At 31.1% G+C, this 26,321-nt stretch carries 29 protein-coding genes; 18 read left to right on the top strand and 11 right to left on the bottom strand.

The genetic code is table 11. The annotated features are described in order from the left end of the window. Positions 1 to 2: 2 nt before the first annotated feature. A complete protein-coding gene (locus tag H3Z83_RS08030; RefSeq protein ID WP_182124962.1) occupies positions 3 to 1,064 on the bottom strand; it encodes a glutaminyl-peptide cyclotransferase in 1,062 nt (353 codons plus the stop codon). 185 nt (positions 1,065 to 1,249) lie between these two features. Between H3Z83_RS08030 and H3Z83_RS08035 the strand changes: the two genes are divergently transcribed. The 3 genes from H3Z83_RS08035 (at position 1,250) to H3Z83_RS08045 (ending at position 4,225) form a co-directional block, all read left to right on the top strand. Beyond that, positions 1,250 to 1,501, top strand: coding sequence for a type B 50S ribosomal protein L31 (locus H3Z83_RS08035; RefSeq protein WP_182124963.1), 252 nt, complete (start codon positions 1,250 to 1,252; stop codon positions 1,499 to 1,501). Between the two features lie 93 nt (positions 1,502 to 1,594). Then, complete coding sequence (locus H3Z83_RS08040; protein WP_182124964.1) at positions 1,595 to 3,127, top strand: FMN-binding glutamate synthase family protein; 1,533 nt, start codon at positions 1,595 to 1,597, stop codon at positions 3,125 to 3,127. Next, positions 3,128 to 4,225: a class I SAM-dependent methyltransferase gene (locus tag H3Z83_RS08045; protein ID WP_182124965.1), complete on the top strand. Its 1,098-nt coding sequence runs from the start codon at positions 3,128 to 3,130 to the stop codon at positions 4,223 to 4,225. Between the two features lie 46 nt (positions 4,226 to 4,271). Here H3Z83_RS08045 and H3Z83_RS08050 read toward each other — a convergent pair whose 3' ends face one another. From H3Z83_RS08050 to gcvP, 6 genes are all read right to left on the bottom strand, one after another. Further along, on the bottom strand, positions 4,272 to 5,441 hold the full coding sequence (locus H3Z83_RS08050) for a histidine decarboxylase (RefSeq protein WP_182124966.1): 1,170 nt from the start codon (positions 5,439 to 5,441) through the stop codon (positions 4,272 to 4,274). A gap of 152 nt (positions 5,442 to 5,593) precedes the next feature. Beyond that, entirely contained in the window at positions 5,594 to 6,334 is a 741-nt protein-coding gene (locus H3Z83_RS08055) for a YggS family pyridoxal phosphate-dependent enzyme (protein ID WP_182124967.1), read from the bottom strand. A 10-nt stretch (positions 6,335 to 6,344) separates the two neighbouring features. After that, positions 6,345 to 7,058, bottom strand: coding sequence for an AAA family ATPase (locus H3Z83_RS08060; protein ID WP_182124968.1), 714 nt, complete (start codon positions 7,056 to 7,058; stop codon positions 6,345 to 6,347). Between the two features lie 2 nt (positions 7,059 to 7,060). Beyond that, positions 7,061 to 7,663 carry a MarR family winged helix-turn-helix transcriptional regulator gene (locus H3Z83_RS08065; protein WP_182124969.1) on the bottom strand — a complete coding sequence of 201 codons (603 nt, stop codon included), beginning with the start codon at positions 7,661 to 7,663 and terminating at the stop codon, positions 7,061 to 7,063. A 56-nt stretch (positions 7,664 to 7,719) separates the two neighbouring features. Next, positions 7,720 to 7,953: a thioredoxin family protein gene (locus H3Z83_RS08070; RefSeq protein WP_182124970.1), complete on the bottom strand. Its 234-nt coding sequence runs from the start codon at positions 7,951 to 7,953 to the stop codon at positions 7,720 to 7,722. Positions 7,954 to 8,115: 162 nt separating this feature from the next. Then, positions 8,116 to 10,971: an aminomethyl-transferring glycine dehydrogenase gene (gene gcvP, locus H3Z83_RS08075; protein ID WP_182124971.1), complete on the bottom strand. Its 2,856-nt coding sequence runs from the start codon at positions 10,969 to 10,971 to the stop codon at positions 8,116 to 8,118. 131 nt (positions 10,972 to 11,102) lie between these two features. On the opposite strand from gcvP, the gene H3Z83_RS08080 reads away from it, so the two are divergent. The 3 genes from H3Z83_RS08080 to H3Z83_RS08090 all read left to right on the top strand — a co-directional run bounded on the left by H3Z83_RS08080 (position 11,103) and on the right by H3Z83_RS08090 (position 14,400). Further along, positions 11,103 to 11,915 (top strand): UbiA prenyltransferase family protein, encoded by an 813-nt coding sequence (locus H3Z83_RS08080; protein WP_182124972.1) that lies wholly within the window; start codon positions 11,103 to 11,105, stop codon positions 11,913 to 11,915. Between the two features lie 193 nt (positions 11,916 to 12,108). Further along, positions 12,109 to 14,001 (top strand): phosphoglycerate dehydrogenase, encoded by a 1,893-nt coding sequence (serA, locus tag H3Z83_RS08085; protein WP_182124973.1) that lies wholly within the window; start codon positions 12,109 to 12,111, stop codon positions 13,999 to 14,001. Positions 14,002 to 14,034: 33 nt separating this feature from the next. Further along, a complete protein-coding gene (locus tag H3Z83_RS08090; RefSeq protein ID WP_182124974.1) occupies positions 14,035 to 14,400 on the top strand; it encodes a hypothetical protein in 366 nt (121 codons plus the stop codon). A gap of 179 nt (positions 14,401 to 14,579) precedes the next feature. Here H3Z83_RS08090 and H3Z83_RS08095 read toward each other — a convergent pair whose 3' ends face one another. After that, positions 14,580 to 15,356, bottom strand: coding sequence for an IclR family transcriptional regulator (locus tag H3Z83_RS08095; RefSeq protein WP_182124975.1), 777 nt, complete (start codon positions 15,354 to 15,356; stop codon positions 14,580 to 14,582). Positions 15,357 to 15,504: 148 nt separating this feature from the next. Between H3Z83_RS08095 and kynU the strand changes: the two genes are divergently transcribed. The 12 genes from kynU to H3Z83_RS08155 are packed head-to-tail and all read left to right on the top strand — an operon-like array spanning position 15,505 to position 24,520. After that, on the top strand, positions 15,505 to 16,764 hold the full coding sequence (gene kynU / locus H3Z83_RS08100; protein WP_182124976.1) for a kynureninase: 1,260 nt from the start codon (positions 15,505 to 15,507) through the stop codon (positions 16,762 to 16,764). Positions 16,765 to 16,772: 8 nt separating this feature from the next. Further along, a complete protein-coding gene (locus H3Z83_RS08105) occupies positions 16,773 to 17,240 on the top strand; it encodes a hypothetical protein (protein ID WP_182124977.1) in 468 nt (155 codons plus the stop codon). Then, positions 17,224 to 18,618, top strand: a complete 1,395-nt coding sequence (locus H3Z83_RS08110; protein WP_182124978.1) for an FAD-dependent oxidoreductase — start codon at positions 17,224 to 17,226, stop codon at positions 18,616 to 18,618. Before H3Z83_RS08105 ends, H3Z83_RS08110 begins: the two co-directional genes overlap by 17 nt. After that, positions 18,619 to 19,143: a DUF1697 domain-containing protein gene (locus tag H3Z83_RS08115; protein ID WP_182124979.1), complete on the top strand. Its 525-nt coding sequence runs from the start codon at positions 18,619 to 18,621 to the stop codon at positions 19,141 to 19,143. A gap of 4 nt (positions 19,144 to 19,147) precedes the next feature. Then, positions 19,148 to 19,558 (top strand): RidA family protein, encoded by a 411-nt coding sequence (locus H3Z83_RS08120; protein ID WP_182124980.1) that lies wholly within the window; start codon positions 19,148 to 19,150, stop codon positions 19,556 to 19,558. Further along, positions 19,559 to 20,209, top strand: coding sequence for a hypothetical protein (locus tag H3Z83_RS08125; RefSeq protein WP_182124981.1), 651 nt, complete (start codon positions 19,559 to 19,561; stop codon positions 20,207 to 20,209). A 3-nt stretch (positions 20,210 to 20,212) separates the two neighbouring features. Beyond that, the gene (locus H3Z83_RS08130; protein WP_182124982.1) at positions 20,213 to 21,655 is read left to right on the top strand and encodes an aldehyde dehydrogenase; all 1,443 of its coding nucleotides are present in this window, start codon (positions 20,213 to 20,215) and stop codon (positions 21,653 to 21,655) included. Then, the gene (locus H3Z83_RS08135) at positions 21,648 to 21,866 is read left to right on the top strand and encodes a DUF6500 family protein (protein WP_182124983.1); all 219 of its coding nucleotides are present in this window, start codon (positions 21,648 to 21,650) and stop codon (positions 21,864 to 21,866) included. Before H3Z83_RS08130 ends, H3Z83_RS08135 begins: the two co-directional genes overlap by 8 nt. 2 nt (positions 21,867 to 21,868) lie before the next feature. Next, positions 21,869 to 22,645 carry an SDR family oxidoreductase gene (locus H3Z83_RS08140; RefSeq protein ID WP_182124984.1) on the top strand — a complete coding sequence of 259 codons (777 nt, stop codon included), beginning with the start codon at positions 21,869 to 21,871 and terminating at the stop codon, positions 22,643 to 22,645. A gap of 25 nt (positions 22,646 to 22,670) precedes the next feature. Beyond that, entirely contained in the window at positions 22,671 to 23,201 is a 531-nt protein-coding gene (locus H3Z83_RS08145; RefSeq protein WP_182124985.1) for a 3-hydroxyanthranilate 3,4-dioxygenase, read from the top strand. Continuing rightward, entirely contained in the window at positions 23,202 to 23,438 is a 237-nt protein-coding gene (locus tag H3Z83_RS08150; protein WP_182124986.1) for a hypothetical protein, read from the top strand. Next, complete coding sequence (locus H3Z83_RS08155) at positions 23,438 to 24,520, top strand: amidohydrolase family protein (protein WP_182124987.1); 1,083 nt, start codon at positions 23,438 to 23,440, stop codon at positions 24,518 to 24,520. Before H3Z83_RS08150 ends, H3Z83_RS08155 begins: the two co-directional genes overlap by 1 nt. 86 nt (positions 24,521 to 24,606) lie before the next feature. Here H3Z83_RS08155 and H3Z83_RS08160 read toward each other — a convergent pair whose 3' ends face one another. From H3Z83_RS08160 to H3Z83_RS08170, 3 genes are read right to left on the bottom strand one after another with little or no spacing between them, the layout of a single operon-like run. Continuing rightward, positions 24,607 to 25,236: a YceI family protein gene (locus tag H3Z83_RS08160; protein WP_182124988.1), complete on the bottom strand. Its 630-nt coding sequence runs from the start codon at positions 25,234 to 25,236 to the stop codon at positions 24,607 to 24,609. A gap of 5 nt (positions 25,237 to 25,241) precedes the next feature. Further along, on the bottom strand, positions 25,242 to 25,499 hold the full coding sequence (locus tag H3Z83_RS08165) for an acyl-CoA-binding protein (protein ID WP_182124989.1): 258 nt from the start codon (positions 25,497 to 25,499) through the stop codon (positions 25,242 to 25,244). A gap of 27 nt (positions 25,500 to 25,526) precedes the next feature. Then, positions 25,527 to 26,321 carry a phosphatidate cytidylyltransferase gene (locus tag H3Z83_RS08170; protein ID WP_182124990.1) on the bottom strand — a complete coding sequence of 265 codons (795 nt, stop codon included), beginning with the start codon at positions 26,319 to 26,321 and terminating at the stop codon, positions 25,527 to 25,529.

Genomic DNA, 26,321 nt, shown 5'->3' on the forward strand with positions numbered 1-26,321 from the left:
TTTTATTTCTTAATCAACTCAATTTCAAATAACTTACCCCAATGTTTACCTGTAACAAATAAGCGGTTGTTTTCTGTATCATAGGCAATTCCGTTTAAAACATCGTCAGAATCTAATTTTTGTTCTTTAGATACTATTTCTCTAAGACCATCTAAACCTATCAAGCCCTCTACAACTCCAGTTTCTGGATTGATAATTACAATAGTTGATTTTATTTTACCTCGAGAAGTATCTGTATACCACCAATTAGAATAAATTTTTCCATTTATTAATTCAATTTCATTTAAATTATTAATTGATCTATCATGAGTGTAAACTTGAATGTTTCTTTTTTCTTTTTGATTTTTTGCATCTAAAAACCAAATTTTATTGGTTCCGTCAGACTTTATTAATTCAGCATCATTATGAGTTAATCCCCAACCTTCGTTACTGTTGTTGTAGTCAAACTCACCAACTTGTTTAAAAGTATCTAAATCGTACACAAAACCTTTACGAGCTTGCCATGTTAACCAATAAATTTTATTGTTTAAAATAGTCATTCCTTCACCAAAGTATTTTTTGTCTAAATCTACTTTTTGTAAAACTTCACCAGTTTTTAAATCCACTTTTCTTAAAGTTGATTGCCCTCTACGTCCAGTAGTTTCGTATAAAAAACCATCTTTATATTCTAAACCTTGAGTGTATGCATCTTTATCATGCGGAAAAGTATTAACGATTTTATAAGAATAAACCGCTGGAGCTTCCTTTGCTAAAATTTCAATAGAGTTATTGATTTTTTTAGATTTATTAGGGTAAAAAGCTAAGGCAGTAACACTATGTTTACCAACACCAAAATCAGCTGTGTTTATAGCTACACTAGTTTCGTTTTTATTTACACGTTTATTATCAACATATATTTGAACAGAATCAATTTTATCACCTTTAAGTTGCTCAAATTTAATAGCAGCCTTTTTTCCTAAAGTTGTTTTTTTTGAGGTGTTTAGCTTAAATTTGTATCCAGCATCGCTGCAAGAAGTAATCGTTATAATTGATAAAGCTAAAGCAAAGTATGTATAAACACGCATATTTTATAGTTTGATTTCTAATTTATTCGATTTCTCTACAAATTAAAACAATTTATTTGTTTGAAAATTAAAAAATATGGTTAAATTTGCACCCTCAAACAGCTAAAAATATTTTTTTAGTGTAAAACCTTACCATTTTTACATGTTTGATAAATAATTAAAACAATATTTAAAAGTCATTTAAGATGCAAAAAGGAATACATCCAGAAAATTATAGAATGGTAGCTTTTAAAGATATGTCTAACGGAGATGTATTTTTAACTCGTTCAACTGCTAACACTAAAGAAACTTTAGACGTAGAAGGAGTTGAGTATCCATTAATCAAATTAGAAATCTCAAGAACTTCTCACCCTTTCTATACAGGTAAGTCTAAGTTAGTTGATACTGCAGGACGTATTGATAAGTTCAAAAACAAATACGCGAAATTCAAAAAGTAATTTTAAGTATATACAATATCTAAAAGCTCTGACAAATGTTAGAGCTTTTTTTATGTTAAAAATCTTGTATTTTAGCCTGTAAAATTCACAAAAATGAGAGATACTATTTTAGCTGTTATTATTGTTGTTAATGTTTTATGCGGAGTGTTAGCATATTTTATTCCTGATATGGGGAATTACATTTTATTAACAATTGCAACAGCAGTAACTGTTTTAGCAATATATGATGCTTTTATTCAGAAAAAGCATTCGTTAATGCGCGCTTTTCCTGTGGTTGCTAGATTGCGTTGGGTTTTTGAAGAAGAACGTGAGAAAATTCAACAATATTTTATTGAAGATGATTTAAATGGAACACCAATTAATCGTGAAAAAAGAAGTATCGTGTATCAGCGATCTAAAAGAGAAGTTGAAACTGTACCATTTGGTACACAGCACAATTTATACGAAAAAGGCTACGAGTTTGTAAAGCATTCGTTATTTCCAAAAGATCATCATCATATAGAGGGAGAGAAAGTACTGATTGGTTCAGATAAATGTACTCAGAAGTATAATACCTCAATTATTAATATTTCTGCAATGTCTTTTGGTTCGTTGAGTAAAAATGCAATTATGGCGTTAAACCAAGGAGCTAAAATGGCAGGATTTGCACATAATACAGGTGAAGGAGGAATTTCACCTTATCATTTACAGGGAGGTGATTTAATTTTCCAAGTAGGAACAGGTTATTTTGGAGCAGGAAAAAGTGTGAAAGGTAAGCGTGTTTTTGATGATGCAGTTTTTAAAGAGAATGCGGTTCGTCCAGAAGTAAAAATGATTGAAATTAAATTTTCTCAAGGAGCAAAACCTGGTCATGGAGGAATTTTACCTGCAAAGAAAAATACAGAGGAAATTGCAAAAATTCGTGCTGTAGAACCACATACTACTGTAGATTCACCTCCTGGTCATTCAGCTTTTTCAAATTTTGATGAAATGATTGTGTTTATTCAAAGGGTTCGTGATTTAGCAGAAGGAAAACCAGTAGGGGTTAAGTTCTGTGTAGGAGACAATGAAGAAATAGAAAACATGATTAACGCTTTTGCTGAAGCAAATAATTATCCAGATTTTATAGCTGTTGATGGAGGTGAAGGTGGTACTGGAGCAGCACCTTTAGAGTTTTCTAATTATATAGGAACTCCTTTGTTAGAAGGATTAGTTTTTGTAAACAAAACATTAAAAAAATACAATTTAAAAGATCAAATAAAAATTATAGCGAGTGGTAAAGCGATTGATGCTTTCGATATTATTAAATACAAAGCTTTAGGTGCTGATGTAATTGCGATGGCACGAAGCTTTATGTTGAGTATTGGATGTATTCAAGCACGCGAATGTAATTTAGATACTTGTCCTGTAGGAGTTGCAACACAAGATGAAGATTTGGTGGAAGCATTGGTAGTTGGTGATAAAAATATTCGTGTTAAAAATTATCATGATAAAACTGTAGCAGCGGTTAAAGAAGTAGTTGCAGCTATGGGAAAAGATTCAATTGCTGATGTAAAAGCTAAACATATTTTTAGAAGAAATAAAGCTGGAGATATTGATTCGTTAGATACAATTTACGGTTTAAAAGAAGAAAGTTTAGTTAGCTAGATGAGTGTAAAACTAGAATTTAACTCGATTGAGTATCATTTAGAACGTTACCCAAAAACGGACGAAAAATCGTTGCGTGCATGGAGTAATGCTGAACTATTGGTGTTAGATTATATAGCTGATAGAAAAGTAGAAAACATTCATTTGTTTAATGATCGTTTTGGGGTTTGGAATTCTATTTTAAACGACAAAAACCTAACTACAGTTTGGACATATGCTAGCCAGCAAAAAGCAATTGCTCAAAATTTACAGTTGAATAATTTTCCTGATGAGGTAATTTATAAAACTCCTTTAGATGATTTAGTAAAGGTTGATTTAGCCTTAATCAAAATTCCAAAATCACTAGAATTGTTTGAGCTATTTTTACAACAGATTCATAAAGTATCTGGAGATAAAACAGAAGTTGTCTGTGGTTTTATGACCAAATATTTTTCTCCTTCTTATTTAAAAATAGCAGAACAATATTTTGATGTAACAGAACAATCTAAAGCATGGAAAAAAGCACGATTGTTAATTTTAAAACAGCCGAAATCTATAAATAAGTATGAAGAACTAATCAATTCATTTACATGGAAAGGTAAAGAGTATAAACAATACTACGGAGTATTTTCATCTGGAAACATTGATATAGGAACGCAATTTTTTCTAGAGAACATGCAAATTCAACAAGAAGAACAAAAGGTATTAGATTTAGCTTCTGGAAATGGAGTTATAGCTCGTTGGGTAAATGAGCAAAATTCAGAAGCTGAAGTTACTTTAGTTGACGATTTTAATTTGGCAATTGAGTCGTCAAAACTGAATTTAGAAAATCAGAAAACGAATTTTGTTTGTAATGATAGATTAGAGAAATTAGATGATAATTCTTTTGATTTAGTAGTTTCAAATCCACCATTTCATTTTGAATATGAAAATAATATTGAGATAACATTATCTCTGTTCAAAGATGTTTTTAGAGTTTTAAAACCAAACGGAAGATTAGTGTTAGTGGCAAATTCGCATTTAAACTACAGTACGCATTTAAGTAAGCTTTTTGATAAAGTAAATGTGGTTAAACAAAATAAAAAATTTCAAATAATAGAATGCATAAAAAAAGCCTAAGAGAATTCTTAGGCTTTTTATTTATAACTTAAGTAAAGTATTATTTTTAGCTTAATGAGAAATCATATGAAAATTCATCTTCTATAATTGGCTCGCTACAATTTTTCATATCGTTAATAAACTCATCAATTTGAGTTTTAGTTACATTAGGCATACAGATAATGTGAGCAACATCACCCTCGGTAGCTAATTGCCATTTGTTTTTAATACTCTTTGGTGTTTTTGGTAATACTACGGTAATCGCATTCGGATTTCTCCAAGCATCTACACCAATAGATTTTAATTGTGTTTCGCAATATTCAGCAACTTCTAAACTGTGTAAATATCTGTCACGCAATCCTTCTGTTCCTAATTGTTTTAACGCATACCATAAGAATAAAGGAGAATGTCCGTTACGAGAACCAGTAATAGTAGTGTCTAAAGAACCGATATATGAAATGCCTTTTGCAATTCGATCTCTATTGGAACGTTTGGCTATTAATACTCCTGTTGGTATTGGAGAACCTACAAATTTATGACCACTTATAGAGATACTATCAGCTCCATCCATAAAATCAAAGGCTAATTTAGGTTGCATAAAAGGACCAAAAGTTCCAGCCAATGCAGCATCACAATGTATATAATGATCTTGGATTGCCATGTCTCCTAATATTCCTTTAATTTTAGAGATATCATCTTTTGCTTCTTTCATAGTAGTTCCAAAAGTAGCTAATACAATAACTGGTTTATGACGATTCATACGAACGGTATTTTTAAAATCCTCATAATCCATTTCGCCACTAGGTTGAGACTTAATTACTATACTAGGAATGTTTAATAAGTGAATATTTTTACGAACACTATAATGTGTAGATTCTGAATAATACACAATTGCTTTTGGAAATAATTCACGCGCAAGATATAATCCGTATAAATTACTTTCTGAACCTCCATTGGTTACATATCCCCAAAAGTCTTTCGGATTTGCTCTAAATAATTTAGCAAAAAAAGCAATTACCTCACGTTCCATTTCATGGGTTTGAACACGATAGGTTCCATGTTCAAAAGGATCACCTAGATTATTGATAGGGAATTTTAAAAACTCGTTCAATACCGAATAATCAAAATCTTTAGATACAGGGTATCCTAGAAAACTATCTCTAGCTGAAGTTAATTGTTTTTTAAGAGCATCTAACTTTTGTTGAATCTTTATAGAAGTATCATTTAATTCTGCCATGGTCATAAAATTTAGCGGGCAAAAGTAATAGAACTAGCATTATGTGTCAGTTATTTTTCATTAAAGTAGATTATTTTTCTGTTTATATCTTAAATGTAGAAAAATAGTCTAAATAGATAGGGGTTGCTATGTTTAAAACGAATTTATTAGTGCTATCGAATGGTGTTTTTCTCATTCCAATAATAGCTATCAGGATATATTCTCTCTCCAAAAATAGCTGTTCCAATTCTAATGATGGTTGCACCCTCCTCAATAGCAATTTCTAAATCACTACTCATTCCCATAGAAAGTTCCTTCATTTCTATATTTGGAATATTTTGGGCAATTATTTCTTGTTGAATTGACCTTAACAACTTGAAACATGCTCTTACTTTTTCTGCTTCTGCACTAAAAAGGCCAATAGTCATTAAGCCTTTGATATAAATTCTATCAAAACTAGCAAATTCTTTTGCTAAATTAATGGCTTCATTTGGAGGAATTCCAAATTTACTTTCTTCTGCAGAGGTATTAACTTGGATAAAAGCATTGATAGTTTTGTCTTCAGTTTCTAATCTTTTTTGCAGTTTTTCAGCTAAAGAAATTCGATCTAATGATTGAATACATGAAATGTCATATTTAAGAATTTCTTTTATTTTGTTAGATTGAAGATGTCCAATAAAATGTTTTTGATGTGAGATGTTTTTAAGATTATCGTACTTTTGCTTGATTTCCTGTATTTTATTTTCACCAATAAGGGTTTCTCCTTTTTCAATAACTGTTTTAATACGATTGGCATCTACCGTTTTTGTAGCAAGTAATAATTTAACTTCATTAGCTTCTCTATTTGCTTTTCTACAAGCATTTTCGATTCGTTGTTGAATTACCTTTAGATTATCTAAGGTTGTTTGTGGCATATTGTTTTAGCTATGTTTCTTTGGTTTTTTCTAAGGCTATAAGCTTTCTTTTTACTTGTTGGTAAGTAAGGTTTTTAGCTTCAGCATAAGAGATGTTATAATCTCTTTTGATATTTTGAAATTCTTTAGGAAACTTATTCACTAATTCATTATAGTATACATCCAGTTCTTTATTTTTAGGTAAGTCAAACTTTAATCGAAGTTCAAATCTTCTTAAAAGAGCTGAATCAATTACTTGAACATAATTAGTAGCAGCAATTAAAAGGGCATCATTATTTAAATGATCTATTAGTTGAATTACGGTATTTACTAAACGTTTCATTTCACCAGAATCTTTAGTGTCATAATCACGAGTCTTTCCAATAAAATCGAATTCATCTATAAAAAGCACAGCTTTTTCTAGAGAAGCTCTTTTAAAAATTTCAGAAATATTCTTAGATGTTTCTCCAAGTTTAGAAGAAACAAAATTTCCTAAGTTCAAGACAATAATTTTTTTATTGAGTGCCTTTGCAATTGACTTTGCTGTAGCAGTTTTCCCACAGCCTGTATGACCATGAAATAAGATCTTATTGTCTATTGGTAAATTATATTTTTTCAAAGAAGCATAATAGGTAAATTCATCTAATAATTGATTTATTGCTTCTTGGTTTTCGTTACTTAAATGAAGTTCTTCTAAAGCAAGAGTTACTTCTTTTGATTGAATACCAATATTTATAAAACTCATTTTTATGATACTTTTAAAGCATGATCTTCACAATCTACTCTTAATTCTGAATCTTGAAGATTAGATTGTAATAAAGTGCAAAAATGCTGGTTGTTTTGAAGTTTGTAATTTGTACATGAAAAGCACATACGTTGTAGCGTTATTACCCCAGAAGTATTTAAACTTTTAATCATCTGTAAAAGGCTGCTAAAAACCACTTCTTTTTGCTCTTCTGAAAATTGCTGAATTGGTTTCTCTATAGAAGTAGTAAAATATGCTGATTTTTTAGCTATTCCCCTTCCTTTAGTGCTTAATTGTATAGTGTAACTTCTGCTATCTGTCTCGTTATATGCTTTGAAGATTAACTCCTTGTTGTGGAGTACTCTAATACTATCACTTATAGTAGCTTTGGTAAGATTAAATTCATCTGCTAAATAACTTACCTTACATTTTTCTTCTGAATGGAAAAGTAAAAAAATGAGAACTTGAATTTGAATTGGACTTAACGAATTCTCTTTGCTTTCTTTCCAAAGTAATACTTTAAACGCTTCAGAAATACGTTCCAGTGCAACCACTATTTTATTGTCAATATTATTTTCTTGTTCTTTTAAATTGAATGAAGACATAGTAAAAAATTTGCTTCACAAAGTTAGTAATCCTAACTATATGAAGCAAAAAAATATTATCCTTTTACATCTTCTATAGATGCACCAAAATTAATATGTAAAACATTTCCGCTTGGAGTTACTAGTGCAGGTACCGATTTTACCCCTGAATTTTCAGCAGTTAATATTTTAGAACGATCTTCACCTATATGAATGATTTGTACGTTACCTTCTCCAATAAGATTTACAATGTCTTGTTCAGCACTAATGCAAACAGGACAACCTGCATGATAAAAAATTGATTTTTCCATTTTTATTAAATTAAATTTTCTTGGCATTATTACCGTTACAAATATAATTAGGATTCCTAACTAATAAAAATTAATTTGAGAATAATTTTTGAAACATAAAAAAAGGAGTATAAAAAAACCTTACCAAAAACGGTAAGGTTTTAAAAGTTTTAGAAATATTTTTTATGCTTCTACATCCATATAATCTTCAATAGGGTTACAAGAACAAATTAAGTTTCTATCTCCAAAAGCATCATCTACTCTACGGACTGATGGCCAAAACTTATTATCTGCAATATACTCTAAAGGAAATGCTGCTTGCTTACGCGTGTATGGTAAGTTCCATTCATCTGCAGTTAACATTTCTTGCGTATGGGGCGCATTCTTTAAAGGATTGTTGGCATCTTCTTTTGTCGCTTCAGAAATTTCTTTACGAATAGAAATCATCGCATCGCAAAAACGATCTAGTTCAGCAACAGATTCAGATTCTGTTGGTTCTACCATAATTGTTCCTGCAACTGGGAAAGAAACTGTTGGCGCATGAAAACCATAATCCATCAAACGTTTTGCGATATCAACTACTTCAATTCCGTTTTGTTTAAACTCACGGCAATCTAAAATCATTTCATGAGCAGCTCTGTTCATTTCACCAGAATACAACGTCTCATAATGTCCGTGTAAACGTTCTTTAATATAGTTTGCGTTTAAGATGGCGTTTTTGGTAGAATCTGTTAATCCGTCTGCACCTAACATAGTAATATATCCGTAAGAAATTAAACAAGCCAAAGCAGAACCCCAAGGAGCAGCAGAAATTGCGGTAATTGCATTTTCACCTCCAGTAGCAACTACAGGATTTGTTGGTAAAAACGGAACTAATTGTGGCGCCACACAAATTGGTCCAACACCAGGTCCACCACCACCATGCGGAATAGCAAATGTTTTATGTAAGTTTAAGTGACAAACATCTGCACCAATAGTAGCAGGGTTTGTTAATCCTACTTGTGCGTTCATATTTGCACCATCCATATATACTTGACCGCCATTATCGTGGATAATCTGTGTGATTTCCATAATAGCTTTTTCGTATACTCCGTGTGTAGAAGGGTAGGTTACCATTAATGCCGCTAAATTATCTTTATGTAATTCTGCTTTTGCACGTAAATCTTCTACATCAATATTTCCTCGTTCGTCTGTTTTAGTAACAACTACTTTCATACCCGCCATAACTGCAGAAGCAGGATTTGTTCCGTGAGCAGAAGCAGGAATTAAACAGATGTTTCTATTAGCGTCTCCATTAGCTTCATGGTATGCTCTAATAGTCATTAATCCAGCAAATTCCCCTTGCGCACCAGAATTTGGTTGTAATGAAGTTCCTGCAAAACCAGTAACAACATTTAATTGATGTTCTAAATTTTTTAATACCGTTTGATATCCTTCTGCCTGATTTAAAGGTACAAATGGGTGAATATTTCCCCATTGAGGATTACTCAACGGTAACATTTCAGAAGCTGCATTTAACTTCATGGTACAAGAACCTAGAGAAATCATTGAGTGATTTAAAGCTAAATCTTTACGCTCTAATTTTTTAATATAACGCATCATTTCAGTTTCTGATTGATACGTATTGAATATTTCGTTATCTAAGAATGAAGTATTTCTTTTAGCGTTTTCAGGAATTACATCTTCAGAGATGAATTCTGTTACAGTAATATCTTGAACATTAAATGCTTGTTCGAAACAATCTACAATAGCATTTATTTCTTTTAAACTAACGGTTTCGTTTAAAGAAATAGAAACCGTATTGTCATCAATATAATTAAAGTTGATTCCGTTTGCTTCAGCAACAGGTTTCAATACGTTTGCTTCAACATTAATAGTAAGGGTATCGAAATACGATGAATTAGTTTGCTTAAAGCCTAAATCGTTTAATGCTTTAGCTAATGTATTTGCAGCAGAATGAACTTTATCTGTTATATATTGTAAGCCATCTTTACCATGATATACTACATACATTCCAGCCATAACAGCTAATAATACTTGCGCAGTACAAATGTTAGATGTTGCTTTTTCACGTTTAATGTGTTGCTCTCTAGTTTGTAATGCCATACGTAATGCACGACCACCATCAACATCTTTAGTTACTCCAATAATACGACCAGGAATACTTCTTTTGTATTTCTCTTTGGTAGCAAAATATCCAGCGTGAGGACCACCATAACCTAACGGGATCCCGAAACGTTGTGTAGTTCCAACTACAACGTCAGCACCAAACTCAGCTGGAGCTTTTAATTTTACTAATGATAAAATATCAGCAGCAACGGCTACTTTTATGTTCTTTTCGTTACAATTAGCAACAAACTCTGTATAATCATAAACTTGTCCGTGTTTTCCTGGGTACTGAACAATAGCTCCGAAGAATTCTTCAGAAAAATCAAAGTCTTGATGATCTCCAATTACTAATTCAATTCCGATTGGAATTGCACGAGTTTGTAATACAGATAATGTTTGAGGTAAAATTTCTTCAGAAATAAAGAATTTATTTACACCTGCTTTTTTCTGAGCACGTTCACGAACATCAAATAATAAAGCCATAGCTTCGGCAGCAGCTGTACCTTCATCCAGCAAAGAAGCATTTGCTAACTCCATTCCAGTTAAATCACAAACCATCGTTTGGTAATTTAATAAAGCTTCTAAACGACCTTGAGCAATTTCAGCTTGATATGGTGTATAGGCAGTATACCAACCTGGATTTTCTAAAATGTTACGTTGAATAACACTTGGTACAATAGCTTCATGATACCCTAAACCAATATAGCTTTTAAAAACCTTGTTTTTAGCACCTAATTCGTTAATATGATTTAGATATTCATATTCGCTCATTGCTGGAGCTAAATCTAGCTCATTTTTTAAACGAATGTCATCAGGAATAGTCTCGTAAATTAATTGGTCTAAACTATCAACTTTAATAGTTTCTAACATTTGCTTTTGATCCTTAGTGCGAGGACCGATATGTCTTAATTGAAATGAATTTGTGTTCATTTTGTGCTGTTTGTTTAAAGTGGCTCAAAAATAATGAAATTGAATGGTTTTTAAATGTATATTTTTTGTTTAAAAACAATATTTTATTAACCAAAACTTAAGGTTATAAACAGAAAGATTATTTTTGTTTTATGCGCTTTTTACAACAACTATTTAACTTTTATATAAATGCTAGTATTCATGTAGCCTTAGCAGTATATGCTTTGGTTAGAATAACAGCCTTATATTTTGATTTGCCATATAATGTGCCATTAGATTATTTTATTTTTTTTGGAACAATTACGGGGTATAATTTTGTAAAATATGCTGGTGTTGCAAAATTGCATCATAGAAGTTTAGCAACACACTTAAAAGTAATTCAGATTTTTTCTTTGATTTGCTTTTTGTTATTGTGTTATTATGCTTGGCAATTATCTATAAAAACACTTTTGTTGTTTGTGCCTTTGGGAGTGTTAACTTTGTTATATGCGATTCCTTTTTTAAGTGGATTTCAAAAAAACCTGAGAAGCATTGGGTATCTAAAAATTATTATAGTAGCCTTGGTTTGGGTAGGAGCAACTGTATTTGTCCCTGTTTTAGATGTAAAAGAGGAATTTACAAATCAATTGTGCTTAACGGCAGTTCAACGTTTTTTTTTAGTGGTGGTGTTAATTTTACCTTTTGATATTAGAGATATGAAATACGATTCTATTTCTTTACAAACCATTCCTCGAAAAATTGGAATACAAAAGACAAAGATGTTAGGATATGTCTTATTAAGTATCTGCCTAATTTTAGAGTTTATAATAACTTCAAATATTGGTTATAGAACCTTATTTATAGTTTTCTCTTTATTGATTTTTATATTGTTGATGAAGGCAAGTGAAAACCAATCTAGATATTACAGTTCCTTTTTTGTGGAAGCGCTTCCAATTATTTGGTGGATACTGTTGTTAATTGTCTGATAAAAAATGTTTTTAGAATGATTACGATATGATAAATAACATTCGGGAAAATGATTGTTTAATTGTTATAAGAAAGAATGGATTTATAATTGACTACTATTTGTAACTAAATTATGTAGCGATTAAGCAGTTAACAAAAACCTTTGTACATTCGTTCACTCAACAACAACACAACAAAAAGAGTAAAAACAACATGAGTTTAGTAAAACGAAATTTCGTTTTCGATTTCGATAGTACTCTCACAAGAGTAGAAGCATTAGATGTTTTAGCAGAAATCACCCTGGCGGGAAATCCCAAAAAAGAGGAAATTATCCAAGAGATTATTAATATTACCAATCAAGGAATAGATGGTGATATTTCCTTTCCTCAATCTTTAAAGAAACGTATTCAGTTATTGAATGCAAAAAAATCAGATTTAACTTTTTTAATTAAAGAGTTAAAACAAAAAGTTTCTCATTCTATTGAGAGTAATAGGGAGTTTTTTGAAAACTTCTCCGATGATATTTATGTAATTTCAGCAGGATTTAAAGAGTTTATTGATCCTATTGTTGCTGAATATAACATTCCGTCAGAAAGAGTATTTGCAAATACTTTTGAGTTTGATTCTGATGATCAAATTATAGGTTTCGATGCTGAAAACCCTCTGTCAAAACATAATGGAAAAATTGAATGCTTACAAGATTTAAATCTTGAAGGAGAAATTCAAGTAATAGGAGATGGATATAGCGATGCTGTAACCAAAGAAGCTGGAGTGGCTGATAAATTTTTTGCTTATACAGAGAATGTGTCAAGAGAAAAAACTGTTGAAAACGCAGATCATGTTACCCCAAATTTAGATGAATTTTTATACGTAAATAAATTGCCAAGAAATATATCATATCCAAAGAATAGAATAAAGATTTTATTATTAGAAAACGTGCATCCAGATGCGTTTACAAGATTGTCTGGAGATGGTTTTTCTGTAGAAACTGTTTCAAGAAGTTTATCAGAAGATGAATTGATTGAGAAGCTAAAAGATGTACATGTTTTAGGAATTCGATCTAAAACGCAAGTAACTAAAAAAGTAATAGAAGCTGCTGAAAAATTAATGGTAGTTTCAGCTTTTTGCATAGGTACAAAACAAATTGATTTAGTAGCTGCAAAAGAAAACGGGGTAGTTGTTTTTAATGCACCTTATAGTAATACGCGTTCGGTGGTTGAGTTAGCGATTGGTGAAATTATTATGTTAATGCGTAGTGTTTTTCAGCGTAGTACAGAATTGCATAACGGGCAATGGAATAAAACAGCGCAAGGTTCAAGAGAGGTTCGTGGTAAAAAACTAGGAATTGTTGGTTATGGTAACATAGGTAAGCAATTATCTGTTTTAGCAGAGGCACTTGGAATGAATGTGTATTATTATGATGTTGAAGACAAATTAGCTTTAGGAAACGCAACAAAAATATCAACTTTAAAAGAACTGCTAAATATTTCTGATGTAGTCACTTTACATATTGATGATAATGCTGCAAATAAAAATTATATAGGTAAAGAAGAAATTGAACAGATGAAAGATGGTGTTCATTTTGTAAATCTTTCTCGTGGATTTGTAGTTGATATTGAAGCTTTAGTAACTGCTATTAAATCAGGTAAAATTGCTGGTTGCGCGGTAGATGTTTATCCAGAAGAGCCAAGAAAAAACGGTGATTTTTATACTGAATTAAAAGGGTTAGATAATGTGATATTAACACCGCACGTTGGGGGTAGTACTGAGGAAGCTCAGAAAGATATTGCTGATTTTGTTCCGAGTAAAATAATGGCTTACATCAATTCAGGTAATACAGTTGACGCTGTTAATTTTCCAAATATCAGATTGCCTAGACAAACCAATGCACATCGTTTTTTACATATTCATAAAAATGTACCTGGTGTAATGGCGAAAATTAATAAAGTATTGGCTAAATATGAGTTAAATATTACTGGACAATACTTATCTACTGATGAAAAAGTAGGTTATGTAATTACTGATGTTGATAAAGAATACAACCAAGAAGTAATTGCAAAACTTCGTAATGTAGACGGAACAATTAAATTTAGGGTATTGTATTAATAGAAAGTAGGCAGTAATTTGAAAAAATATGTAATGAAAAAAAATCTTTGTCTTATTGTTTTAAGTATTTTACTTTCATGCAAAAGTGAAAAACAGGAAAAACCTATAGAAGTTAAATCATGGATTTATCTTGAAATGGGATCAAAAGAGGATTCCAATAACGATGCTGTATATGGAGAAATATCTCAAAAGCACTTAAGTTTTTTAAGAGATAATACGAAATCTGAAAAGTTGATTATGATTTCAAATGCTCGATTTATAGATAAGGATAGCATCATAAAAGATGTTACGGAGGGTACAAATGAAAAAGGGATATTGTTTTACAAAATTAAAACCATCAATTATGTTGAAGTTTTGAAAGAAGATCCGATAAATAAAAAAAATGATTATATAAAATAAGAACAACTGTTAACAACGTGTATAATTAATTAGACTGAATTTCCTCGGCGGAAAATCAATCTTATTAATTATCTTCCGCAGCAACGGAAAAGGACTAGAGTACTTTTCCCACAAAAAATCATATACAAATACGTTATAAACTATAAAAAAAGGATCTCATTTAATGAGGTTCTTTTTTTTTACAAACTATCAAAATCTTTAAATTCTTCTTCAATAAGAGTAGCTCCCTTTTTTAAAATGGAAATATAGTTAGGAATGTTTTCAGTTCTAAACCTACTTAAAGGACCCGAAGCGCTAATGCTAGCAATAATATTCTGTTGTCTATTTCTAATAGGAATTGCAATGCTAACTAAGCCAAGTTCAAATTCTTCAATATCTAAAGCATAGTCTCTATTTACAGTTGTAGCTAATTCTTTTTTGAATGCTTTTACGTTTGTAATAGTATGTTGAGTAACTTTGGTAAGTTGAATGTTTTTTAGAATGTCTTCTTGGGTGGTTTGATCAGAAAAAGCAAGAAGTAATTTACCTGAAGCGGTAGCGTGTATAGGTTGATAAGAACCAATAGAAGTATTAATCTTTAAACCATGTAAGCTATCTGCTTTATTAATATGAAAAACTTGATGTTCTTTTAAGATACTAAGTAACACGGTTTCCTTAATTTCTAAAGCAACATTCTTTATCGGGTTGTTAGTCGATTTTGCTATGGTTTTATAGATGGAAACTCTGTTTCCTAATTCAAATAGTTTGCTGCCTAAACTATACTTTTCATTACTATTTTGATGAACAATGTTTAACGAAGTTAAAGTATTTAGCAAACGATAGGTTGTGCTTTTGTTATAGCCGGTTTTATTAGCTAACTCTCTAACTCCCCATTCTTTTTTATCATTTGTAAAAGCATCAAGTACTGTGAAAGCTTTTATAATTGATTGGTTTAAAGTTTTATTGTCAGAGCTCATTTTTTACAATTCGTTTTGGCTAAGATATTAAAAAAGTGTAGATTTATAAAACAACGTTTCATTTAGTGAAACGCTAAAGTTTTTAATTTGATAATAAATCAAGTATCTTTAGTGTTCTCAAGAAATGGTTTTTTGAAACAAAAGAGACATGCACAAAGCAACATTAGATTACGCACAACAGCAAGATAAAGAAGATAAGTTATCTTATTTAAGAGAGCAATTCCATATACCTAAGGATAAAGAAGGAAACGATTGGTTATATTTTACAGGAAATTCTTTAGGGTTACAGCCAAAGCAAACTCAAAAGTATATTCAACAAGAATTAGACGATTGGGCAAACTACGGTGTAGAAGGTCATTTTGAAGCTAAAAATCCTTGGATGCCATATCACGAGTTTTTGACAGAGAAAATGGCGAAAATCGTGGGAGCAAAACCACTAGAAGTTGTGGTGATGAACACACTAACAACGAATCTTCATTTGTTAATGGTATCATTTTATCAACCCACAAAAAAGAAATATAAAATTGTAATAGAATCTGATGCCTTTCCTTCGGATAGATATGCGGTTCAATCACAGTTAAAATTTCACGGATTTGACGCAGATGAAGGTTTAATCGAATGGAAGCCTCGCGAAGGAGAAGAGCTTTTAAATATTGAAGATTTAGAGCAAATAGTTTCTGAACAAGGCGATGAAATCGCTTTATTATTAATTGGAGGTGTAAATTATTACACTGGTCAGTATTTAGATTTAAAGCGTATTGCAGAAATAGGACATTCAAAAGATTGCATGGTTGGAATCGATTTAGCGCACGGAGCAGGAAATATTTCTCCAGAATTGCATGATAGCGGAGTGGATTTCGCAGCTTGGTGTACTTATAAGTATTTGAATTCTGGTCCAGGAAGTTTAGGAGGCTTATTTGTGCATGAAAAACACGCACATAATAAAGAATTACCACGTTTTTCAGGTTGGTGGAATCATAATAAAGAAACACGTTTTAATATGCGTCAACCTTTTGATGTTATGGCTGGTGGCGAAGGTTGGCAATTGTCAAATCCACCAATATTATCAATGGCAGCAATTAAAGCGTCGTTAGATATGTTTGATAAAGTTGGTATGGAAGCTTTACGAGGAAAATCAGAGAAGTTAACAGGGTATTTTGAGTTTTTAATCAATGAAATAGATACTGACAGAATTAAGATTATTACACCATCTAATCCAAAAGAAAGAGGTTGTCAATTATCAATTCAAGTAAAAAATGCTGATAAAAGTTTACATCACAAATTAACTGAGAATAATATTATTACCGATTGGAGAGAGCCAGATGTAATTCGTTGCGCACCAGTGCCGATGTATAACAGTTTTGAAGATGTATTTAGAATGGTTGAGATTTTAAAAGGATTGTTGTAGAAAATAATATGAGAAAGAATAAAGCAATTTCTATTTTAGAAAACCAGATTAAAAAATTAGGAAAAAAAGAGAATCTTAATCATAGGTGGACAATTGAAACAAGAACATATTTAAAAGAGTTTTTTGGAGAGGATTCTGAGCAATTGCAATTTCTTAAAGATTTTAATTGGAAACCAGGAATTGCAAGTGAACCAGAAATATATAAGCCAACAATAGAGAAGTTCCTTTATGATTGTATTAGTACAATCAAGAATATAGGATTAAAAAAAGAGGTAACTGAAAATTGGTTTTCTAAGATACCTAACTGGATTATGTCTTTAAGTTTGACGGGGTTGTTTGGGTTAGGGATTGTAATAGGTAATGTAACCAATGATAAGCAAAATTTTGAATTAAGGCAGGAGAATAAAGTATTGAAAAGAGAGTTGTTGAATAAAACAGAAGATACATTGTCAATAAAAAATGAAAAAACAAGATAATATATTAATTATTGGAGCCGGTTTATGCGGTAGCTTACTAGCTTTACGTTTAGCACAAAGAGGTTATAAAGTTGAAGTTTACGAAAGTCGTCCAGATTTACGAACTACAGATATTTCTGCTGGTAGATCTATCAATTTAGCTTTGTCTGATCGTGGTTTCAAAGCATTACGATTAGCGGGAGTAGAAGAGAAAGCACGTGAAATTTGTATTCCAATGTATGGGCGTTTAATTCACGATATTGAAGGAAATACTTTTGCATCCAATTATTCAGGAAGAGAAAATGAGTATATTAATTCAATATCAAGAGGAGATTTAAATGGTATTTTGTTAACTGAAGCAGAGAAACACGAAAATGTAACGATTCATTTTAATTCAAAATGTACATCCGTAGATATAGAAAATACTATTGCTAATTTTAAGAGTTACGAAACAAAAGAAGAATTTTCTGTAAATGTCGATGTTATTTTTGGAACAGACGGGGCAGGTTCAATACTTCGCAAGAGTTATTATTTAGAAAAAAAGTTCTTGTTTAGTTATTCGCAAAATTATTTAACACATGGGTATAAAGAACTAGAAATTCCAGCTGATATAAATGGAAAGCATCAAATAAGTAAAGATCATTTACATATTTGGCCTCGTGGTGATTATATGCTAATTGCGTTACCAAACTTAGATGGTAGTTTTACAGTAACTTTATTTTTAGGACATGAAGAAGGAGCGTATCACTTTGAAGGATTAGATTCTGAAGAAAAAATAAAAGATTTCTTCCAGGCTCAGTTTCCTGATGCGTTAAAGTTAATTCCAAATATAGCAGAAGAGTTTGCTAATAATCCAACAGGAGCTTTAGGAACAGTAAAATGTTCCCCTTGGTATTACAAGGGTAATACTCTGTTAATGGGAGACGCAGCACATGCGGTTGTTCCGTTTTACGGACAAGGAATGAATGCTTCGTTTGAAGATGTAACGGTTTTAGATGAAATTTTAAATCAAAATTTAGGAAGCTGGGATGCTACTTTTAAAGGGTATCAAAAAGTAAGAAAGAAGGATGCAGATGCTATTGGAGATTTAGCGGTTGAGAATTATTATGAAATGCGAGATCATGTAGCAAATCCTTTGTTTAAAGAAAAGAGAAAATTAGAAATGGAGTTAGAGAAGAATTTTCCGAATGAATATTTCTCTAAATACTCAATGGTAACATTTAATGAAAACATTGGTTACCATGAAGCAATGACTAAAGGACGAGCACAAGACAAAGCTTTGTTAAATATGGTTGCAGATAATGATTTAAGGGATGTTTCCGATTTAAAAGAGGTACTAAAAAGAGTGCAAAAAGAAACGAACGAAATTTTAGAAGAAGATAAAATAGCTGGGTTATAAATGAAAACATATATCGTTTTACTTCGTGGAATAAATGTGTCAGGAAAAAATAAACTTCCTATGGCAGAATTACGTGAATTATTAAATGATTTAGGTTTTCAAAATGTAAGAACGTATATTCAAAGTGGAAATATTCTACTTAGTTCAGAAGAAAGTAAATCTGTAATCTGTAAAAAGATAAGAGATGAGATTTTAGTAAAGTTCGAATATGATGTTCCTGTATTGATAAGAACTCCAAAAGAATGGAGAAAAGCAATAGATAATTATCCTTTTTCAGTTGAAAATGAAAAAATAGTAGCGTTTTCTTTTTTAAGTAAAATTATCGATCAAACAGAAATTGAAATCAAAGGAATAAACGAAGATCAATATAAAATAGATAACGATGTGGTGTATTTGTATTGCCCGTCAACTTTTGCTAAAACGAAACTAACAAATAATACTATCGAGAAAAAGTTAAATGTAATAGCTACTACTCGTAATTATAAAACAACAATTAAGTTACTTGAAATGGTAACAGAGGCATAAAAATATGGATAGTAAAGTAATTAAAGGAAAAGCAATACCAAGAGGTAAGTTTCCACATGTAAAGCAAGTAGGAGATTTTATCTATGTGTCAGGAACCAGTTCTCGTAGACCCGATAATTCTTTTGAAGGAGTTGAGGTAGATGAGTTTGGTACAACGAACTTGGATATAAAGAAGCAAACAAGAGCTGTAATTGAAAATATTAGAGGGATTTTACAAGAGGTAGGAGCTGATTTAGAAGATATCGTTGATGTAAGTTCTTTCTTAGTTAATATGAACGATTTTGGAGGATATAACGAAGTATATGCAGAATATTTTGATTATAAAGGACCAACGCGTACAACAGTAGCAGTACATCAGTTACCACATCCACATTTGTTGATAGAAATTAAGGTTGTGGCATTTAAAAAGAGTTAGATGAAGAAATTATTGTTTTTAGTTATATTTTTTTTATCAGTTAAAACTTTTGCTGATGCTGGTTATGCTTATCGCTTTTATATAAAGGCAGAAGTAAAAGGAAAAGAAGTAAAAGGTTATTTTTATCATTATAGTTATGATAAATTTGATGTAGATAGAAGTTTTTATGAGTATTTAAAAAAGACAATTCATAATAGAGATATTAATATTTTTAAAGAGATAGTTACAGTTAATTTAAACTCGAACTATGATTTTGCTTTAAAGGATTCTGATTTAAGCTTTGAATTAAAAGATTTAAATCACATTGAATTATTAGAGACTTTAATTTTTTTACCAAATTCTAGGTTGATTAAACTAACTAATAAAGAATTTGAAATAATTAATTGTAGTAAGGTAAATTATAAATTTGTTATAGAAGAAGGGGAAATTAGTTTTTTTGAAAATTGTTCTTATGTAATAATAAGTTTAGAAAGTGTTGACTCTATGATGAATAGAAAAATAACAATAGAGAAATTAATAAAAGATAAAATCAAAAATTTAGGTGGTTTGAAAGAAGATAATTATGAAAATTATTATAGTTATTTTAAACAATTACGAGAGGAACTTTTAAAAGAAAAAGTTCTTTTAATTTCAGTTTGTTCACCTTTATAAAATATGAAAATTCAAAACTACATAAACGGCGAATTTGTAAATCCAATTTCTAATAATTGGATTGATAATTACAATCCATCAATTGGTGAAGTGTATGGGCAAATTCCAAATTCATCAAAAGAGGATGTTGAATTAGCGTATCAAGCAGCTTCAAAAGCATTTCCAATTTGGAGCAATACAACTTTAGATGAACGCCACAAAATATTGTCTAAAATAGCTGATGGCATAAAAAACAAATTATCTTTTTTAGCAGAAGCCGAATCTAAAGACAACGGTAAGCCATTAAGTTTGGCAACAGCGATTGATATACCAAGAGCGTCGTCTAATTTTCAGTTTTTCGCAAACGCGATTACGCAATTCTCTTCTGAGGCTCATGAAAGTGTAGGGTTGAATGCCGTTAATTTTACTTTGCGTCAACCAATTGGAGTCGTAGGTTGTATCTCTCCATGGAATTTACCATTGTACTTATTTACATGGAAAATCGCTCCAGCAATAGCAGCAGGTAATTGTGTTGTAGCAAAACCAAGTGAAGTCACACCAATGACAGCTTATTTATTAGGAGAAATATGTAATGAAGCTGGTTTACCAAAAGGAGTGTTAAACATTGTTCATGGATTAGGAGGTTCAACAGGTCAAGCAATCGTTGAGCATCCAAATATTAAAGCGATTTCGTTTACTGGCGGAACAACAACAGGTGCTCATATTGCTAGAGTTGCTGCACCTATGTTTAAGAAATTATCGTTAGAGTTAGGAGGGAAAAATCCGAACTTAATTTTTGCAGATTGCGATTATGAGAAGATGTTAGATACCACGGTTCGTTCTTCATTTGCTAATCAAGGTCAGATTTGTTTATGCGGAAGTAGAATTTTTGTAGAAGAGTCAATTTACGAGCAATTTAAAAAAGACTTTGTTCAGAAAGTATCTCAGTTAAAAGTTGGAAATCCATCAGAGGCCGATGCAAATGTTGGAGCATTAGTGTCCAAACAACATTTAGAAAAAGTTAAATCCTACATTGATATTGCAGAGCAAGAAGGCGGAAAAATTCTTTTTGGAGGCGATAGAGTTGAGGTGAATGGAAGTGAAAAAGGTTATTATTTACAACCAACAATTATAGAAGTTACAAGTAATGATTGTAAATTAAATCAAGAAGAAATTTTTGGGCCAGTAGTTACGATTATGCCATTTAAAAATGATGAGAAAGCATTGCAATTAGCAAACAATGTAAAGTATGGTTTATCAGCAACCTTATGGACAAACAATTTAAATAGAACGATGCGAATATCGAAAGAAATTCACGCAGGTATTGTTTGGGTTAATACATGGTTGTTGAGAGATTTAAGAACTCCTTTTGGTGGGCAAAAAGAAAGTGGAGTAGGACGCGAAGGAGGTTTTGAAGCTTTACGCTTTTTTACAGAACCTAAAAATGTTTGTATTCAATATGAATAAAGAAATAAGGCAAAAAATCGTCCAGATTTGCGATGATAAAATTGCTAAAAAAGGTGAGAATGTAGGATTGTCGTTCTATGCTTTTTTTAAGAATAAAAACGACAATCCAAAATTATTAATGGAAGTTGCAAAATGGTGGATTGAAACACATCAATTAGATCATTTTGAAAAAGCAATGAAGATTAAAACGATGATTCAGAATAACTACTAAAAATGAATTTAGATATACAAAATAAAAATGCCTTAGTTTGCGGAAGCACACAAGGAATAGGAAAGGCTTCGGCAATGCAATTAGCACTGGAAGGAGTAAATGTAACATTGATTGCTCGTAACGAAGAAAAACTGAAAAAGGTTTTAACAGAGTTACCAAATAATAATCAAAATCATAGTTATATAGTTGCTGATTTTTCAAAACCACTAGAGTTAAAAGAAAAATTAGAAGCGAGTAACTTGAATTTTCATATCCTGGTAAATAATACAGGAGGTCCGGCTGGAGGTCCCGTATTTAATGCACAATTAGACGAGTTCGAAAGAGCATTTACGCAACATTTAAAATGTAATCACGTTTTGGTACAAGCATTGGTTCCTTTTATGAAAGAAGCTGGTTATGGTAGAATTATCAATGTAATTTCTACATCAGTAAAACAACCCTTAGATGGTTTGGGAGTTTCTAATACCATTCGTGGTGCTGTTGCTAATTGGTCTAAAACATTAGCGAACGAGTTAGGCCAGTTTAATATCACAGTAAATAATGTACTGCCTGGAGCAACAGGTACAGAACGTTTAAATGAGATAATTAATAATAAAGCAAAGAAAACAGGATTATCTGTTGAAGAAGTTTCAAAAAATATGATGAACGCTTCACCAGCAAAACGTTTTGCAAAACCTGAAGAGATTGCGAATGCAGTGGTGTTTTTAGCTAGCGAAAGAGCAAGTTTTATCAACGGAATTAATGTTCCAGTTGACGGAGGAAGAACAAAATCATTGTAGATTTATAAAATTAAAACAAACAACTATGAGTAAGCTAGTACAACCTTTAAATTTTAAAAAGTGGATAGATGAACATCGTCATTTATTAAAACCACCTGTTGGTAATAAGCAAGTTTGGGATAATGGTGAGTATATTGTAATGGTTGTTGGCGGACCCAATAATCGTAAAGATTATCATTATAATGAAACACCAGAATTCTTTTATCAAGTAGAAGGTGATATGGTTTTAAAAATTATTGATGATAAAGGAAAAATGGTTGATGTTGAAATAAATGAAGGAGATATCTATTTATTACCAGCTAAAGTGCCACATTCGCCACAACGAAAAGAAAATACTGTTGGTTTGGTAATCGAGTATCCAAGGGCAGAAAAAATGTTGGATGCTTTAGAGTGGTATTGTGAAAATTGTAGTACCCCTTTATATAGAGAAGAGTTTGCTTTGGATAATATAGAAACCGATATGCCAATTATTTTCGATAAATATTACTCAGATAAAAAGAAGTGTACTTGCGACAATTGTGGAACGGTAATGGAAGCGCCTAATAAAGTTAAATAAATGAAGCTTTATTATTCAAAAACCTATTCTGATGAAGAAGGAATAGCAGAACAAGCTAATTCAGTTATGATATTTGGTTCAAAAGAAGAGTTGTTAAAAATGTGTAATTTTTTTGAAAAGATAAAAACTCATTTAAAGGAGAATGATAATTGTCATATGCATTTATGCGATAATTATGATGGTTGGAAAAAGAAAGAAAATTTTGATTTAGAAATTAGTTTAGAAGAAAAGATATAATGAAACGCAAACTTAGAATAAACGGACATTCACATTTATTACCATATCCAGAGCAAATACCTGCTTTTATGAAAGAAAAGGAAATTTTCTGGGTAGATGATGAACGTAAACATATGTTACAAAAAGGATGGAAACGGCCTGTAACAGATTCAAGTTTTTTCTTGGATGAGAAATTACTTTGGATGGAGAAAAATAAACTCGATCATGCAGTAGTTTTAAACCTTTCTCAACTATATGGTAACGGATTACGGTTAGAAGAGATGAAGAAAGCGTTGCGCTTTCAAAATGATTTTAACGCAAAAGTACAGCACGATCATCCATCAAAATTTACATGTGGATTTGTAGTACATCCAGGATTTATATATGGGGCTTTGTATGAGATAGAACGTTGCGTAGAAGAATTAGGGCTAAAAGTATTGTGCTTGCCAACTCATTTTATGGATTCTATTGGGCAATGGCGTTGTGTATTTGATAAAGAAAACGATCCAATTTTTGAGTTAGCGAACAAGTATAAATTAGCTATTGAAATCCATCCATATGACGGGGATAAAATGATAAAACTAGAAAATACCAATTGGCGTTTTCATTTAATTTGGATGTTAGCTCAGTGTGGTGATGCTTATCATTTTTATACCTTAAACGGAATGCAAGAGCGTTTTCCAAATATCAGAACTTGCTTCGCACACGGAGGTCAGTTAGCGCAAATGAATTTAGGAAGACGTATTCAAGGTTTTGATGGTCGTCCTGATTTATTTGAAGGAAAAACACATCCAAGAAAAGCTGTAGGACACCCAAATATTTACTTTGATACCTTAGTACATGATACTGATTCTTTAAAGCTAATGATTGATCGTCAAGGGTCAAATCAAGTAATCATGGGGTTAGACGATCCATACCCATTAGGAGAAATGGAAAGCGATGCGCAGTCTTCTTACCCAGGTAAATTATTAGATTTAGCAATTGATAGAGATATTATCAATCAAACACAATATGATGAAATTTGGGAAGATAATACCTTACGTTGGTTGTTTGGTGATGATGAAAAAGCTAAAGAAGATTTAGTGTCTAAAATTTTAAAGTAATGTTAAGTTATCTAATTTAATATTTCAATAAAAACAAAAGCCTTAGATATATCTAAGGCTTTTTAATTTTCTTACGAAGTATATTTTTACTTAAAAGTAGAAGTAATATTAATAGCTACATCATCCCAAGTTTTAGAAACGCCATCAGCTCCTTTATGTAAATCTTTACAAGCTTCATTTAATGATGCTAAAGCTTTGTCTGCTCCCCAATCAGAAATTTTCATTTCTCCAGAAAAATTAAAGACCTTACCATTAATAGTATATTTAAAAGGAAGTTTATTTGTTATTCCGTTCATGGTTAAATTAGCGTAACCTAATGAATCATTTTCTATAACAAGTTTTCCAGATAGTAATTCAGTCTTGTCCATTATTCCAAAGAAGAACTTTTTAATTTTAAAATCTCTACTCGTATCTTTTGTGAAAATACTACTAATTGGAATTGAGAATTCTGCATTATTAATCGCTTCTTTAGCAGTGTCGCCTTCACCACCTGCTGTAATATTAACTTTTTTAAATTGACCTTTTACAGGAGCTTTCTCAGTTGTTTTATAAGCTGTCCAATTTATTTGATTATCAGCTTCAGTAAGAGAAAAAGCTGCTTTATTTTCAACCTTAACTTCTTCTTTTATTGGTGTTTCTTTTTTTGCTTCTGATTTACAAGAAACCATAGCGTTAACTGTAAAGCATACTAGTAATGAGTAAATTACTTTTTTCATGAGGTTTATTTTATAATTGTATTGACTAAGTTGATGTATTCTTCTTTTGCTTGATTTTCATCCATACCATTTAATTGCATCCAAGCATTAAACTTAAAGGCGTTTCTTAAATCGCTATTCGCATTAAAGCTAAACTTATCTCCTTTAACTGCTTGTTTATAATATGCGTATAATTTAAGCATAATGTCTGGAGGAAGTTTTTCCTTTAGCTTGGAAGCCTTTTGATAAGCTTCATTAAATTTTGAATCTAAATCATTTACCATAAAAAGATAGATTAAGTAAATGTATAATTATATTATATAATGGATATACAAATATACGAAGGGAGCAAGGAAAAACAAGCTATCTAGTCGATCTAATAAACCACCATGACCGGGCATAATGTTTCCGCTGTCTTTAATATTAGCTTGCCTTTTAAATTTTGATTCTACTAAATCTCCTAGAGTTCCAAAAACCGAAACGATAATCGCAATAAAAATCCAGTTAGTGGTTGAGAAAATAGTAACAGATTTACTAATAATTAACCCTGCGATAATTGCAAAAACAAGTCCTCCTACAAAACCTTCAATGGTTTTTTTAGGAGATACTTTTTCGAAAAGTTTATGTTTACCAAAATTTTTACCAACTAAATAAGCAAAACTATCATTTGTCCAAATAATCAAAATTATAGCAATGATAATATTTGAATGATATTCACCATTTATAAAAGGTAAACTCATTAGAAAGAAAAAAGGAAGAATTAAATAGGTGAAATTAAGCAGTGTTTTTTGATTAACATTCTCAGTACTAATGGTTTTGTTAGTGATAAGTTGATATAGGAATTTTATTAAAAAAAATAATGAAATACCTAGTAAGAATGGATATGTAAAAAGTGCTTTTTCAGTAATTAAACAGTACACAATAAAAGCTAAAATAACATAAGGTACATAGCTCTTAAATTGAATTATTTTCGAAAATTCAAAAATACAAATAGCAGTAAAAACAGCTAATAATCCTAAATAAGTTTCGGCAGAGAAAAGAATTGCAGAAATAAAGATAATAGCATAAACAAGTCCTGAAATACTTCTTGTTATAAGGTTGCGCAT

The organism is Tenacibaculum pelagium, from assembly GCF_014062345.1.
Lineage (GTDB): Bacteria > Bacteroidota > Bacteroidia > Flavobacteriales > Flavobacteriaceae > Polaribacter > Polaribacter pelagius.